This window comes from Streptococcus sp. NLN64, assembly GCF_015831295.1.
Classification (GTDB): Bacteria; Bacillota; Bacilli; order Lactobacillales; family Streptococcaceae; genus Streptococcus.
In genome coordinates, this window is record NZ_JADXDQ010000049.1 from 1 (window position 1) to 13,218 (window position 13,218).

At 45.6% G+C, this 13,218-nt stretch carries 15 protein-coding genes; 10 read left to right on the top strand and 5 right to left on the bottom strand.

Features of this window, described 5'->3' with window-relative positions:
- Nucleotides 1-182: 182 nt before the first annotated feature.
- The 7 genes from I2503_RS07295 to I2503_RS07320 all read left to right on the top strand — a co-directional run bounded on the left by I2503_RS07295 (nt 183) and on the right by I2503_RS07320 (nt 3,249).
- Nucleotides 183-527, top strand: coding sequence for a hypothetical protein (locus tag I2503_RS07295; RefSeq protein WP_196967523.1), 345 nt, complete (start codon nt 183-185; stop codon nt 525-527).
- Between the two features lie 66 nt (nt 528-593).
- On the top strand, nt 594-1,298 hold the full coding sequence (locus tag I2503_RS07300) for a helix-turn-helix domain-containing protein (RefSeq protein ID WP_196967524.1): 705 nt from the start codon (nt 594-596) through the stop codon (nt 1,296-1,298).
- Nucleotides 1,268-1,642: an IS3 family transposase gene (locus I2503_RS09650; protein ID WP_247644698.1), complete on the top strand. Its 375-nt coding sequence runs from the start codon at nt 1,268-1,270 to the stop codon at nt 1,640-1,642. The genes I2503_RS07300 and I2503_RS09650 overlap by 31 nt, the downstream gene beginning before the upstream one ends.
- Before the next feature lie 49 nt (nt 1,643-1,691).
- Nucleotides 1,692-2,303 (top strand): IS3 family transposase, encoded by a 612-nt coding sequence (locus I2503_RS09655; protein ID WP_348769626.1) that lies wholly within the window; start codon nt 1,692-1,694, stop codon nt 2,301-2,303.
- 216 nt (nt 2,304-2,519) lie between these two features.
- Nucleotides 2,520-2,729 carry a hypothetical protein gene (locus I2503_RS07310; RefSeq protein ID WP_196092340.1) on the top strand — a complete coding sequence of 70 codons (210 nt, stop codon included), beginning with the start codon at nt 2,520-2,522 and terminating at the stop codon, nt 2,727-2,729.
- Between the two features lie 50 nt (nt 2,730-2,779).
- Nucleotides 2,780-2,989, top strand: a complete 210-nt coding sequence (locus I2503_RS07315; protein ID WP_196967525.1) for a hypothetical protein — start codon at nt 2,780-2,782, stop codon at nt 2,987-2,989.
- 50 nt (nt 2,990-3,039) lie between these two features.
- Complete coding sequence (locus I2503_RS07320; RefSeq protein WP_196967526.1) at nt 3,040-3,249, top strand: hypothetical protein; 210 nt, start codon at nt 3,040-3,042, stop codon at nt 3,247-3,249.
- Nucleotides 3,250-3,332: 83 nt separating this feature from the next.
- Here I2503_RS07320 and I2503_RS07325 read toward each other — a convergent pair whose 3' ends face one another.
- The 4 genes from I2503_RS07325 to I2503_RS07340 all read right to left on the bottom strand — a co-directional run bounded on the left by I2503_RS07325 (nt 3,333) and on the right by I2503_RS07340 (nt 7,234).
- Entirely contained in the window at nt 3,333-4,349 is a 1,017-nt protein-coding gene (locus tag I2503_RS07325) for an iron ABC transporter permease (protein WP_196967527.1), read from the bottom strand.
- The gene (locus I2503_RS07330; RefSeq protein ID WP_196092343.1) at nt 4,336-5,358 is read right to left on the bottom strand and encodes an iron ABC transporter permease; all 1,023 of its coding nucleotides are present in this window, start codon (nt 5,356-5,358) and stop codon (nt 4,336-4,338) included. The genes I2503_RS07325 and I2503_RS07330 overlap by 14 nt, the downstream gene beginning before the upstream one ends.
- Nucleotides 5,359-5,510: 152 nt before the next feature.
- Nucleotides 5,511-6,446 (bottom strand): iron-hydroxamate ABC transporter substrate-binding protein, encoded by a 936-nt coding sequence (locus I2503_RS07335; RefSeq protein ID WP_196092344.1) that lies wholly within the window; start codon nt 6,444-6,446, stop codon nt 5,511-5,513.
- 8 nt (nt 6,447-6,454) lie between these two features.
- Nucleotides 6,455-7,234 (bottom strand): ABC transporter ATP-binding protein, encoded by a 780-nt coding sequence (locus I2503_RS07340; RefSeq protein WP_196967531.1) that lies wholly within the window; start codon nt 7,232-7,234, stop codon nt 6,455-6,457.
- A gap of 378 nt (nt 7,235-7,612) precedes the next feature.
- Between I2503_RS07340 and I2503_RS07345 the strand changes: the two genes are divergently transcribed.
- Entirely contained in the window at nt 7,613-8,851 is a 1,239-nt protein-coding gene (locus I2503_RS07345) for a Fic family protein (RefSeq protein ID WP_196967528.1), read from the top strand.
- 47 nt (nt 8,852-8,898) lie between these two features.
- On the opposite strand, the gene I2503_RS07350 is transcribed toward I2503_RS07345, so the two are convergent.
- Nucleotides 8,899-10,062 carry a carbohydrate-binding domain-containing protein gene (locus I2503_RS07350; RefSeq protein WP_196967529.1) on the bottom strand — a complete coding sequence of 388 codons (1,164 nt, stop codon included), beginning with the start codon at nt 10,060-10,062 and terminating at the stop codon, nt 8,899-8,901.
- Nucleotides 10,063-10,192: 130 nt separating this feature from the next.
- On the opposite strand from I2503_RS07350, the gene I2503_RS07355 reads away from it, so the two are divergent.
- Both I2503_RS07355 and I2503_RS07360 read left to right on the top strand, forming a co-directional pair.
- Nucleotides 10,193-11,083, top strand: a complete 891-nt coding sequence (locus tag I2503_RS07355) for an ABC transporter ATP-binding protein (RefSeq protein ID WP_196092415.1) — start codon at nt 10,193-10,195, stop codon at nt 11,081-11,083.
- Nucleotides 11,083-12,273 carry an ABC transporter permease gene (locus I2503_RS07360; RefSeq protein WP_196967530.1) on the top strand — a complete coding sequence of 397 codons (1,191 nt, stop codon included), beginning with the start codon at nt 11,083-11,085 and terminating at the stop codon, nt 12,271-12,273. Before I2503_RS07355 ends, I2503_RS07360 begins: the two co-directional genes overlap by 1 nt.
- Nucleotides 12,274-13,218: the final 945 nt, after the last annotated feature.

Below are 13,218 nucleotides of genomic sequence, written 5' to 3' on the forward strand. Positions count from 1 at the left end.
CCACCGTATTCTCCAGAATTAAATCCAATTGAGCAAAGTTGGGCTATTCTAAAAAAATCAGTTACAGAATTACTTCGCAAGATGGACTCTATAACTGATGCAATAACATACTATTTAAAAACTAAATAACTATAATATTTGGTTGTTTTCATGGAACGAGTGAGAAAAAGGCTCTATCTATCATGATGGATCAACAATTTAGGGTCAGAAATCGTTCGAATCATTGGTTGGGGAATGGCGTTTACTTCTTTGTGGATGATGAGAAGCAGGCAGAGTGGTGGGCTAGAAATCAGTGTCGGAATGCCTACGATAGTCCGGTGGTATTATACTTTCCATTAACCTTATCGCGGGATGAATTATTGAACTTGAATGCCTTGGCTGATTTGAATACTCTGGATTTATTTGCCCGATCTTTGAATCAAGTGATTGACTTTGAGTCTTTGGATGTAAGACAATTTGATGAGTATCGATATCGATGTGCCTTGTTAGATTTATTTTTTGAAAAAAATCCTCGTTACAAGGCTTGATATAGTCCTACTTGAGTAGACAGTACAAATAAATAAAGTACTGTTTACGAAAGTAGGATTTTTATTATGTCGCGTAAAAGTAAAATTAGTTTTGAAGATAAACTAAAAGCGGTAACCCAATACATTGAAGGTAAAGCTTCAAGTTCCGAGCTAGCTCTTCAATATGGTGTTGATTGCAGTACTATTCGAAAATGGATTAAAATGTATCAATCTCAGGGTCCTGAAGGGCTACAGTCCACGAAGCATAATCAAAGCTATACTACAGAGTTTAAACTTAGCTGTGTTGAAGCCTATAAATTAGGAGAAGGTTCTCTTTTAGAAATAGCTTCAAAATTTGGACTAAGATCTCCTTATCAACTACGCCAATGGATTATCAAGTATAATAGTCATCAAGAACTAAAGGACTACAATCCTATCCCGGAGGTCTATGAGATGGCTAGCAGAAAAACAACGAAAGAAGAACGTTTAGAAATTGTTCAATATTGTTTAAATCATGATTCAAATTATAAGGAGACAGCTCGGAAATTTGGCTGTAGCTATGCCCAAGTCTATAGCTGGTGCAGAAAGTATAAACTTGATGGTTTGGAAGGGCTGACTGACAATCGTGGACGCAAACGTAGTGAAGATGAATTGTCTGAGTTAGAAAAAGCAAATCGAAGAATTAAAGAACTTGAAAGAAGGCTTGAAATAAGCGAGAAAGAAAGTGAATTCTTAAAAAAAGTGAGGGAATTAGAAAGGAGTTGGTTACAGGACAACCTAAACAACGAGTAATCGCTCAAAATCGGCAGCTAAAAATCAAGCTATACCAATTAATTAAAAATTATCATGAAGAAAAAGGTTGGCCTATTGATTGGATGTGTCGGTTGGCTCATATTAGTCGTGCTGCTTACTATAAATGGCTAAAGCGCAAGCCCAGTCAACGTGAACTGAGAGACCAAACCATTCTTGACAGGATTCTAGAAATCTCTAAAAGTAATAATAGTTTATTTGGTTCAGTTAAAATGACACTTATGTTGAACAATGAGCTAGAAGCTGGAGAAAAACCAATCTACCGACGAACTGTAGCTCGTTTGATGTGTGTGAACAATATTTATTCCAACAAAGCCAAAATATAAGAAGCGGAAACGTTATACCACTTCAACCCCTGATCAGACAGCTGAAAATATTCTCAATCGTGATTTTAATTCAAAACGACCAAACGAAAAATGGTGTATCGATATTACAGAAGAGAAAGTTTCTGGAACAAACCAAAAAATATACCTATGTGCAATCTTAGATCTATATGATCGTTATATTGTTGGCTATGCAATAGGTAACAGAAATGACACGGCACTAGTGAATTCAGCTATTAAGAATGCCCTTAAAGAAGAACCAGATAGTCAGGCCTTATTCCATAGTGATCGAGGATTTCAATTTACAAGAAAACCTTTTGCCCATATATTAGAAAAACAGGGGATGACGCAGTCAATGTCTCGGGTGGGTCGGTGTATCGATAATGGCCCATTAGAAGGTTGGCAAGGACAAATAAAGGAAATGCGAGAGGTGCTGTATCCCAATGTAGCTACTTTCGAAGAGATGAAGGAAGCGTATGAAAAAACAATTGATTACTACCATCATCATGATCCACAGGAAAGATTTGAAGGAAAGACACCTGCACAAGTAAGAGCTGAGGCAAAGGCGAATCCCCAACAAGTAACCCAGTATCCAATTAAGCAAGCTAAAAAATACATTGATTTTTGGAAAAATATTGCCAATAAGAAAAACCAGACCGCCTAAATTTAAGGCAGTCTGGTATCAAACATTTTATTTATTTCAACTGTCTACTTGACACGGTACGTATCAAAGGCTGTTAGAAGAACTTTTCTTTCAACCAAAACAAGGATTGGTTCTAGTGGTTTTTCACAACTATCAGATCAACTTTGTATTTTTGATCAGTCTCTTATTCCTTTTTAGAGAATTGGGATACTGGAATCATAATTTTGGAGGTGTCATATGGAAATAACACGAGAAGATATTCGTAGAGTTTTTGGTCGCTATGGTATGGAATGTCGTTTTGATTCTCCTCATCCTGGTGTGCATTACAAGGATGGTTGTTTCTTAACTTTTGATCAATTACCTTTACCAAGTGAGATGTTTAGTGACCCCGCCTTAATCGAAGAGCATGAGCGTCGTACACGTTTAGCCCTTGAGATGGAGGAATAGTTGTCTTTTAATAGGGAGGTCGTAATTGGAATGAATCTGGGAGGTATCCTATGGAAATAACACGAGAAGATATTCGTAGAGTTTTTAGTCGCTATGGTATGGAATGTCGTTTTGATTCTCCTAATCCTGGTGTGCATTACAAGGATGGTCGTTTCTTAACTTTTGATCAATTACCTTTACCAAGTGAGATGTTTAGTGACCCCGCCTTAATCGAAGAGCATGAGCGTCGTACACGTTTAGCCCTTGAGATGGAGGAATAGTTGTCTTTTAATAGGGAGGTCGTAATTGGAATGAATCTGGGAGGTATCCTATGGAAATAACACGAGAAGATATCCGTAAAATTTTAGATCGCTATGGAGCAAAGTATCGTTTTGATTCTCCTACACCAGGTATTCGTTTTAAAGATGGTCAATTTTGGACTTTTGATCAGGTTCCAAGTGCGGAGGAGTTATTTGGGAACCTTGAATTGATGGATGCTTACCAGGAGAAGTTGCTGAAGAGATTTGAAGAGGGAGACTAATCTTCTTTTAGAGTGAATTTTGTGAGTTTTAAAAGTCGTTCTTCCTACACAAAACACCAGAGTTCTTGTTGACTTTGGTGTTTTTACCTATTTCTCATCTGTTTTCGTAGAAGGTAGAGGAAGTAGGGGCTGCCGATGAGGGTGAGGGTGATGCCGGTGGGGATGTTGCTGCCGACTAGATAGGTGCGGGTGAGGGTGTCGGCGGTTAGGAGGAGCAGGGCACCGGTTAGGAGAGCAGCGGGGAGGCGCCAGCGGTGGTCGGCTGGGAAGAGGATGCGGGTGATGTGGCTGGCTAGGAGGCCGACGAGGGTCATGTTGCCGGCTAGGGTTAGGCTGAAGGCGACGAGGGCGCTGGCTAGGATGAGGAGGATGCAGCGTTGGCGGCTGAGGGCTAGTCCCAACCCAATGGCGGTTTGGTCAGAGAGTTGGAGGAGGTTGAGGGGGCGTGCCTGGGTGTAGGTCAGGATCCAGAGGATCAGGAGGATGGGGGCGGCCAGGGTCAGGCTATCCCAATTATTTCCCGTCATCCGACCAGCCAGCCAGGAGATGACATAGTTGAGTTTCTGAGTATTGACGCGGCCGGTGATGGCGACCAGGCTCGAAGAGAGGATGGTGGAGAGGGTTACCCCGGCGATGATCAGCTTGACGGGTTGAATCCCCTCTCCTTTTTTGTGGGAAAGAAAAGAAGCGAGGGCAACCGTAGCAAGTCCGCCTGGGATGGCCAAAAAGGGAAGGTAGCGGATCAAGAAGGGATCGGTTAGATCCATCTGCGTCAAGGCTAGGGTCAGAACCAGGCCAACTCCAGCGTTCATTCCCAAGGTCGAGGAATCCGCTAGAGGATTGCGGGTGAAGGTCTGTAATAAGACACCGCTCAAGCCCAGAGAGGCCCCTGCTAACAGGCTGACCAAGATTCGTGGTAAACGAATTTCTTGGAGAATGAAGCGGATTTGGTTGGAGGCTTGGCCTTGGAGGAGGTCTCCCAGGTCTGCTAGCCTCCATTCTACATCCCCCATGGCCAGGGAAAGGAGCGAGCTAACCAGAACCAGGAGGACCAGTATCAGCATTTTTAGGGCTGGGGACAGCCGCTTAGGTTGGTTCATACAATTGTCCTTTTCGCATCAAAATCAAGAAAATCGGTAGCAGTAGGAGGCTGATCAAGGCATTGAGAGGGGTGCCAGGAAGTAGGATGGCCAGCAGGTCACACAGGAGGAGGAAGCTGCCTCCGGTCATGGCAGCTAGGGGAAGGAGCAGGCTATAGGAGTGTCCGATCCAACGGCGGAGTAGGTGGGGGATAATCAGTCCCACAAGGGCTAGACTTCCGACCAAGGCTACGGCAGCGGCAGAGAGCAGGAGGACGACTAGCAAGAGAACTAAACGGAACCAGGCTGTGTCCTGTCCCAGCCCTTGAGCCACTTCTTCGTTTAAGCTGAAAATCGTTAGTTGGTATGCTAGCATTTGGGCTAGGAAGAGGCCAATCAGGATGGGCGGCGCAATGACGGCCAGCATCTGCCAGTTGGTTGCGGCTAGTCCACCAGCTAGCCAGCCAATAATGGCTGTGGACAGGTTGAAGGCTAGGATGAAGCCCTGTCCCAGAGCCGTAAAGAGACTGGCCACCATGGCTCCGGCTAAGATGAGACTGGTGGGTTCCAGTCCCCGTCCCCGCCGGTAGGAAAGACCTAGGACGAGAGCGGTTGCCACCCCCGCCCCCAAGAGGCAGAGGAGGAGAATCTGGCTATAGTGGAGGGCGCCCAGAAAGGCATACCCCCCAGCTAAGGCTAGTCCTGCCCCAGCATTGATGCCAAGGAGACCGGGATCAGCGATGGGATTGCGGGTTAGACCCTGCATGAGGGCGCCGGAAACGGCTAAACTGGCTCCCACTACTAGAGCAGCCAGGGCGCGTGGGAGGCGGATATCCCAGATAATCAAACTGATTTGTTCCTGCTGCTGCGGATGCAAGAGAACTTGCAGGACGGCGTCAAAATCGTACCAAGGTTGTCCCCAGCTGAGGTTGAGCAGGACTTGACCGAGGATAAGGAGGGCGAGACTGCAAAAAACAAGCCAAAAAAATCTTGGCTTGTTTTGCGGAATCCCTGTTGGGGTTGGTTTCATAGGAACTCCTAGTTCATATTCATTGAATTTCAAAATCTGACATTGTTAAGCTTCTTTGATTACGTGTAATCACGCTAAATTGATAATATTCAACAGGTCCCCCGGACCTGTTGAACTATCTTCATCGGCTTTTCTCGTCTTTTTATTTGAAATTAGTTAGGCATCATTTTTTGGAATCCTTCTTGGATCGTTTTTAATTCGTATTCTAGACTGAGTGGGTCGTTGAAGTAGAAGGCGTTGGCATCAACTTTGAGGACCCGATTTTTCTCAACAGCTGGTTGGGATTTCCAGAGGTTGCTTTCGTAGAGGGCAGATCCTGTTTCTTCATTTTCAGCAGCTACGACGACGATGTCCCCTAGATACTCTGGGAGGGCATCTTGGTTGACCGCTAGATAGCCAGGTTTAAAGACCTCCTCTTGCACTTTTTGAGGGGCCTTGAAACCAAGAGTTTGGTAGACAACCTCACCCCCACGGCCCCAGTTATTTCCGAAGAGGTAGATGTCTTTTTCAAAGAGGCCCATGACCGTCACAGTCACATCTTCTCCCAACTGGTTACGGAGTTCTCGGCCGATTTTGGCTGTCCGGTCTTTCCAATTGGCGATCCACTCATCCGCTTCTTTTTCTTTGCCAAAAACTTGACCAAAGGAATTCAAGAGTTGGAGATAGTCGTTCTTGCCATAGGTTACAGCCAAGGTTGGCGCGATCTTCTGCAGCTCCTTGAGGTTAGGGTCGTTGGACTCAACGACAATCAAATCAGGGTTGGCTTTGGCAATGCTTTCCAAATCTTCTGGCATAAGCACTTGCGCATCCTTGACCCGGTCCTTGAGGACGGGATTCTTGGCATCATAAGTTGTGACCGACACGGGATCAAAGCCGAGCTGGTAGAGGTAACCGGTATAGCTAGAGGAAAGACTGACAATCCGTTGAGGATTCTGGGGAATATCCCCCGAGTAATCAAAGCCGTCAATCTTTGGCTTGCTTGAGAGGACAACGTCCACCTTAGCGTTGGATGTGGAAGAGGACGACGCGCAGGCCGCAAGTGTCACAAGTAGCAGGCCGAGACCTAACCAAGTAAGCAGTTTTTTCATAATCTCTCCTATTCTTTTAAAAGCTGATAACTAAGACAAACAGGCTTGCCGTAGATGGGATCTTGGACAATTTGCGCCTCTATGGAAAAAATAGAACGCAAAACCTCAGCTGACATCACCTCTGAGACCGAACCCTCAAAAGCGATGTGCCCATCCTTCATGGCCAACAAACGATGGGAAAACCGGGCTGCCAGATTGAGATCATGCAAGACCATCACGATGGTCTTGCCCTGGCTTTGGTTCAAGTCTGCCAACAACTCTAGCACCTCCAGCTGATGATTGAGATCCAGGTAAGTCGTCGGCTCATCCAAAAAAATCCAGTCCGTATCTTGCGCCAAGGCCATGGCAATCCAGACCCGCTGCCGCTGCCCACCAGACAAGGCGTCCACCGGCTGGTCCTGAAAGTCCGCCACTCGCGTCACCTCCATAGCCCAGGCAATCTTCTCCCGGTCCTCTGAGCCCAAACGCCCCATGGCTGACAAGTGTGGATACCGCCCATAAGAGACCAAATCAAAAACGGTAATCCCCTCCGTCGCCGACTGTACCTGCGGTAACAAGGCTAACTTGCGGGCCACCTCTTTGGTTTTCATCTGAGCAAGGACTTGCCCATCCAGAATCACCTGCCCCTTGTCTAAGGGGAGAATCCTCGTTAAAGCCTTGAGAAGAGTGGACTTGCCACAGCCGTTGGCCCCGATAATGGTCGTCACCTTGCCAGATTCCAGTTGACAAGACAACCCATCCAGCACCAGCTGATTCCCATAAGAAACCTGAATGTCCTTGGCTTGCATGACCCAGTCCTCCCCTTCTCTATCGTTCAAACACACTCATTATACCACAAAAAAGAGAAAAAGGAGATTTGTCAGACAATTCTAAGGAACGGTATTTCTTATTAAAAATTATTCCATTAAAATTCCCAAATATTTTAAAATAGAACCTTAACTTTTACTTCTATTTTGACAAAATCAAGAAAATGACAAAATAGACGGTAAGAAATAGTTTCTATTTGAATAAAAGTGCCAAAATGTTAAAATAGGCATAGAAAATGAGATTCTATTTTGACAAAAGGGTTAAAATGACAAAATAGAATCCAACGCTTCATTTCTATTTGAACAAAATTTGATTTTTTTAAGTAACAGAATGGTCGATCTAGCAGAGAGGAGGATTTGATGGATTACAAAGAGTTAAAGAAAGTCTATTATGGGAATTTTGATGCTTATGAGAGAGAGTATCAGCAACGTTTGGAAGGATATAGTACGATTGTTACCCAACTTTACCCAAGATTGATGAAAAGAGAAAACTTCCAAACATCTAGCTATCCCCTGTTCGTCGTGGTCTTGCCGACGATTCTAATGTTGATAGAGAAAATTACAGTTGCTTCTGGTAAGATTCAGGATTTGGCAGCGGATTTACCAGCTGTCGCCCATTATCAATTTTTTAGTGAGCAAATGTATCAGTCAATCATCTCCACAAATGCTATTGAGGGCATTCGGACAAGGCGGAAGGACTTGGTAGAGGCTCATCGCATTGTGACAGAGTCTCCAGATGCAGAATCTACACGTAAAAACCTATCAACGGTGAAAATGTACCAGCAGATTTTAGAGGGAACGACTTTTAATCTCCAGACTTTGAAAGATATTCGCTCTCTTTATGATCTCTTGCTTGAAGGGGAAGTGGGCTCAGAAGATCAATTGGATGGGGAGCTCTTTCGAAAAGGGGGTGTTCAGATAAGCGATGATCGGACAGGAAAAGTCATCCATCGTCCCCCCTTATCGGAAGAAGGGATATGCAACATGTTGGAGTCCTGGCTTCAATTTCTGGGAGATGAAGAACTTCCTTTTCTAGTGAAGGTTTGTATTGGTCATTTTTTCTTTGAAAATACGCATCCATTTTATGATGGGAACGGGCGATTTGGTCGCTATCTAATGGCTAAGACAGTCGCTAATAACTTGGATACTTTCACCGCGCTTGTGATTTCCCAAAAAATCAATGAGCATAAAAATACTTATTACAAACTCTTTCAACAGACGGGCGACTATTTGAATCGCGCTGATGCGACCTTTTTTGTTCAAGGTCTTTTAGCCCTTATTCAAGAAGGACAGGAAGATATCCTCCTGCTCCTAGCTGAAAAACGGGATTTATTGGAAGACTATCGTGAGAAAATCAATGCTCTGGAAGAGACTCCGGAACAAGAAAAACACATCCTTTTTGTACTTGCTCAGGCAAAGCTGTTCGTGTCAGATAATAGTGGGATGGAGGAAAGAGAACTGGTTAAAATTGTAAGCCAGAATGCTCCAAAGGTATCTGTTCGGTCGATTAAACAGGCTCTGCGAACGTTAGTTGATAAGAATTTGCTTCAAGTTGTCAGTCGCAGACCCCTTCGCTACCGTCTGACAGAGATCTTCTAGCAACAGAAAAACTCTCTCTCCTGCCAAATTGAGGAGAGAGAGTTTTCTTATCCACGGTTGCCTGGAGCTTGGCCTCCGCCTGGGGGCATACCACCAGGTCCACCACCCATGCCACCAGGGGCACCGGGTCCGGTTTGGACAATTTCGGTTTGTTTTTCGCCGTTAACGGTTACGGTTCCACCGGTGAAGCTGACGCTACCGTCGAAGTCGAAGGCGGATTGGGCGGTTATATCAATGGTACCACCGCTGATTTCGAGGTTGCCATTGGAGTCGAAGGCGTCGGTATCGCCTTGGCCGACTTCGACCTTGATAGTACCGCCGGTGACTTTGATAAAGATATCGGCACCGGTGACGTCGCTGGCTGCGTTGATACTGTCGTCAGTCGCGTAGACGTCTAGTGATCCACCGTTGATGGTGACCTTGGTTCCTTCCAGTCCTTCGACACTTTGTGGGACAGAGATATTTCCATCATTGATAACGAGGCTGGACTCAGCCTTGATGCCGTCATCGCCAGCGGATACAGAGGTGTCGCCGCCGTTGATGGTGACGTTCCCTTTGCTGGTGTCTTCATCGTTGTTGGATTTAATGCCGTCGCCTTGGGCGTTGACGCTAATATTGCCTCCATTGATGGTGACGCTGTCTCGGCCGCGGATGGCATCGTCTGCCGCGATTACTTGAAGGGTTCCGTTTTCGATGTAGAGGTTGTCTGTGGAGACGATTCCGTCCTGGTAATTAGCTTCAACGGTTAGGTTTCCTTGGCCGGTCACGATGAGATCGGCTTCAGAATGGATGGCGCCTTCCAAGTCTTCATTGCTGTGGGTGCTTGAATCGCTGACCTTGTTCTCCGTTCCATCTTGAAGTTCCAGTTGGACAGTTCCAGCTTCCTCTACATTGATGGCTGGGCCATCAGAGGAGGTGATGGTTGTACCTGCTAGGATAAGGCGGACATTACCAGATGTTTTCACCGTCACCCCTGCGCTGGTATTTCCCTTGAGAACGTAAGTTCCAGCCTCAGTAATGGTCAAGCCTTTATCGTCCAGCGTTACATCCTTGCTGGGAAGACTGTCCCAATCAATGGGAGGAGTTGTGGTGCTCTGCTTAACGATTTGGCCTGTTGTTGATTGCGTTTGGCTGCTTTGTAGACTGCAAGCTGCCAAGCTCGCCATGGTTAGGAAAGCAATGGTAGCGGTTAGGATTGGTTTTTTCTTCATGTGAGGTTCTTCTTTTCTTTTTTATTTTCAAATAAGTATAAAAAGAAAAACTAAAAGTTCCTTTAAATTTAACTTAAAGAAGCCTAAAAGGAAAAATAAGAGTATAATATAAAGAAAAGGAGGGAAACTTATGTTGCAAGTATCACACATGTCCAAAGCTTATGGGAACAAGGAGGTCCTCAAGGACCTCAACTTCAGCATTCCATCCGGGACCATCTGCGGTCTGGTCGGGAAAAATGGGGCTGGTAAGACCACACTCTTCCATTCCGTCCTCAACTTTCTGACCTATGAGGGTCAGATTCTACTGGACGGCCAGCCCCTGACCAAAGAACGCTACTCGCAAATCGGCTACCTTCCGGAAGAACGCAGCCTTATGCCCAAGCGGACGGTTCTGGAGCAGGTTAGCTACCTAGCCAGCCTCAAGGGAATGAGCAAGAAAGAAGTGGCAGAACGCCTACCCATCTGGATGAAAAAACTACAGGTCAAAGGCCGCATGAGTGACAAAATCAAGAGCTTATCCAAAGGGAACCAGCAGAAGATTCAACTCATCGTAACCCTCATTCATCAACCACAATTAATCATTCTGGATGAGCCTTTTTCAGGTTTAGATCCGGTCAACACAGGCCTTCTTAAAGAAGTCATTCTGGAAGAAAAGGCGCGTGGGGCGACCATCATCTTCTCAGATCATGTTATGACCAACGTGGAAGAACTCTGTGACCAACTCATCATGATCAAAGACGGCACCATCGCCCTCAATGGGGACATCCAAAGCGTCCGCCTTCAGTTCGGCCGCACCCGCCTCTTTGTCTCCCAAGATTTGGATAAGGAACAATTAGCTGCCCTGCCTCACGTCCTCTCCGTCGAGGATACCAAACAAGGCAAATGGCGCCTGATCTTGGATAGCGAAGATGCCGGACCAGAACTCTTTGACCGCATTAGCCAAGGCCGCTACCTCACCACCTTTGACCAGCAAGCCCCAAGCATCGATGAAATCTTTAAACTAGTATCGGAGGAAGCCTAATGAAACAAGTACTCCTAGTCGCCAAAGAAACCTACATCCGCCAAGTTAAATCCTGGGCCTTCCTTTTCCTAGTCCTAGGTCCCTTCCTTATGATTTTGCTCTCCATGGGGTCAGGCTATGTCGGTTCCCAATTTGGCTCAGACTCTAACGCCATCGCCCTAGTGGGCCAAACCCAAGCCCTGTCCAATCTCGATTTCCTTAAATCCTATCCGGACGAAACTGCGGCCAAGGCTGCAGTAAAAGAAGAAGAGGTTAACGGTTACCTAGTCGTCTCAGAAGAAAAGGGCCTCCTCACAGCCACCTACCACGGCGAAGAAGGGATGGCCTTTGAGAAAAAAGACCAAGTCCAAAAAGCCTTGGACCAAGCCCAAGCTGATCTGAACCGCCAGAATGCCCAATTAAGCACAGATCAGATGGCTATTCTGGATCGGCAACCTAGCTTTAAAGAGGAGCTACCAGAAGGACAGGACATGGCTCTCGGTGCTAAAATGGCGGCTATCTTTGGTTTAGTCTTTATTATCTACATGATGACCCTGACCTACTCAGCAGCCACTGCCCAAGAAATTGCAGGCGAAAAAGGGACTAAAATTCTAGAAATTATTTTTTCTAGCATCCCAGCCGACCTCTATTTCTACGGCCGTGTCTTAGGAGTGGTCTTAGCGCTGGTGACTCATTTGGGAATTTATGCCTTGGGAGGCGTTCTAGCCTACCTCTTCCTTTTGAGCCAACCCTTTGGAGCTTCCGCCCTTCCCTTCCTTCAAACCCTCCTAGCACACTTGGATTGGCTCCTCTTGCCTTTCTTGCTAGTCGGTTTGAGCTTCTATGTTGTCATCGCTGCCTTCTGTGGCGCCCTCGTTGTCCGCCAAGAAGATGCCAATAAGGCCGTTCAACCCCTCACAGTTTTGGTGATGGTCGGCTTCTTCGGCACCTTCATCTTCGGCCAAGGAGGCCAAGACACCCTTATCTTACAAGTCCTATCCTACATCCCAGGCCTTTCCGTCTTCCTCATGCCCGTCCGCATGATCAATGGCTACGCAGGTGGTCTGGAACCCCTCCTCTCCCTCTTACTCCTCCTAGCCACCACCGCAACCCTAACCTACCTCATCGGCAAATCCTATTCCGGCATCGCCCTCCAAACCGACGACCTCGGCCTCTGGAAATCCCTCAAAAAAGGCCTCGCCAGCAAATAAAACGAGATCGGACATCCCTCTGATATGCCCCCTGTCAAGTAGACAGGTAAAATATCCAAAGATGAAGTTCATGACAGAAATCAGTCGTACATCTCGTATGGCTGATTTTTTATGCACTCCACTTAGATTGGTAGTTTTCAATCTGCTTGTTCTTAGCGATTGGGTAAGTTGCTGGCTGATCTGAGTTTAATACTCGAAACAGTTCGAAATCTGAAAAGGCAATCCGATGAAGACAGAACTGAGGGTTCGGCGAAGAGGATTAACACATTCAGATTTTGAAATGTAATGAGTATAAGGCAACTTCTCTGACTTCCTATGGTGTCTTATATTGGTATCTACTCTGTAATCGATGGTGTTTATAAAACCAGATATAGTCTTTGATGGCAAAACGAAAAAGTCCACGACCAGCCGTGAACCCTTTTAGGAGATTAGATGTCTTTTGACAATAACTTCGTTATTTTGATCCTATATCTTCAAAGTTCTCTAAGACCTTTGAACTCTGCGAACTCTGTGAGCTAGAGGGGCGGATACCGAGCTTGCGAGGTATCAAGAGAGGAGCAAAGCGCCGAAACTTTCACCTTAAAGGGCACCTCGAAAAACTCCGGTTTTGCATCAAATCATGTCGTAGAAATCTTGATAAATCAATGTTCGAATTTTTAAGAGTTTAGTTTTTAGAGGTGCCCTAAAATAATAATCTCCCAAGCAGAGCAGTACTATCCTCTAGCTCAACCACATAACGAAAGACCTCGTCTAACAACGAGGCCTTTCAGGAGATTATTATGAAAAAGAAAAGTTTTATTAGGATTGAGATAAGTATACCCGAATTATTCATAGCCTGAATATCTTTGCGTAACTATCAAAAAAAATCATCAGAAACAAGCAATAAACAATTGCAATTCTGATGATTTTTATGAACGATCAAGTTTTTCTATAAATAAAGATGGG

Excerpts from the sequence above, each read along its gene's own strand:
- I2503_RS07295 (WP_196967523.1), top strand. The coding sequence starts at position 183 with ATGATGGATCAACAATTTAGGGTCAGAAATCGTTCGAATCATTGGTTG.
- I2503_RS07300 (WP_196967524.1), top strand. The coding sequence starts at position 594 with ATGTCGCGTAAAAGTAAAATTAGTTTTGAAGATAAACTAAAAGCGGTA.
- I2503_RS07310 (WP_196092340.1), top strand. The coding sequence starts at position 2,520 with ATGGAAATAACACGAGAAGATATTCGTAGAGTTTTTGGTCGCTATGGT.
- I2503_RS07315 (WP_196967525.1), top strand. The coding sequence starts at position 2,780 with ATGGAAATAACACGAGAAGATATTCGTAGAGTTTTTAGTCGCTATGGT.
- I2503_RS07320 (WP_196967526.1), top strand. The coding sequence starts at position 3,040 with ATGGAAATAACACGAGAAGATATCCGTAAAATTTTAGATCGCTATGGA.
- I2503_RS07325 (WP_196967527.1), bottom strand. The coding sequence starts at position 4,349 with ATGAACCAACCTAAGCGGCTGTCCCCAGCCCTAAAAATGCTGATACTG.
- I2503_RS07330 (WP_196092343.1), bottom strand. The coding sequence starts at position 5,358 with ATGAAACCAACCCCAACAGGGATTCCGCAAAACAAGCCAAGATTTTTT.
- I2503_RS07335 (WP_196092344.1), bottom strand. The coding sequence starts at position 6,446 with ATGAAAAAACTGCTTACTTGGTTAGGTCTCGGCCTGCTACTTGTGACA.
- I2503_RS07340 (WP_196967531.1), bottom strand. The coding sequence starts at position 7,234 with ATGCAAGCCAAGGACATTCAGGTTTCTTATGGGAATCAGCTGGTGCTG.
- I2503_RS07345 (WP_196967528.1), top strand. The coding sequence starts at position 7,613 with ATGGATTACAAAGAGTTAAAGAAAGTCTATTATGGGAATTTTGATGCT.
- I2503_RS07350 (WP_196967529.1), bottom strand. The coding sequence starts at position 10,062 with ATGAAGAAAAAACCAATCCTAACCGCTACCATTGCTTTCCTAACCATG.
- I2503_RS07355 (WP_196092415.1), top strand. The coding sequence starts at position 10,193 with ATGTTGCAAGTATCACACATGTCCAAAGCTTATGGGAACAAGGAGGTC.
- I2503_RS07360 (WP_196967530.1), top strand. The coding sequence starts at position 11,083 with ATGAAACAAGTACTCCTAGTCGCCAAAGAAACCTACATCCGCCAAGTT.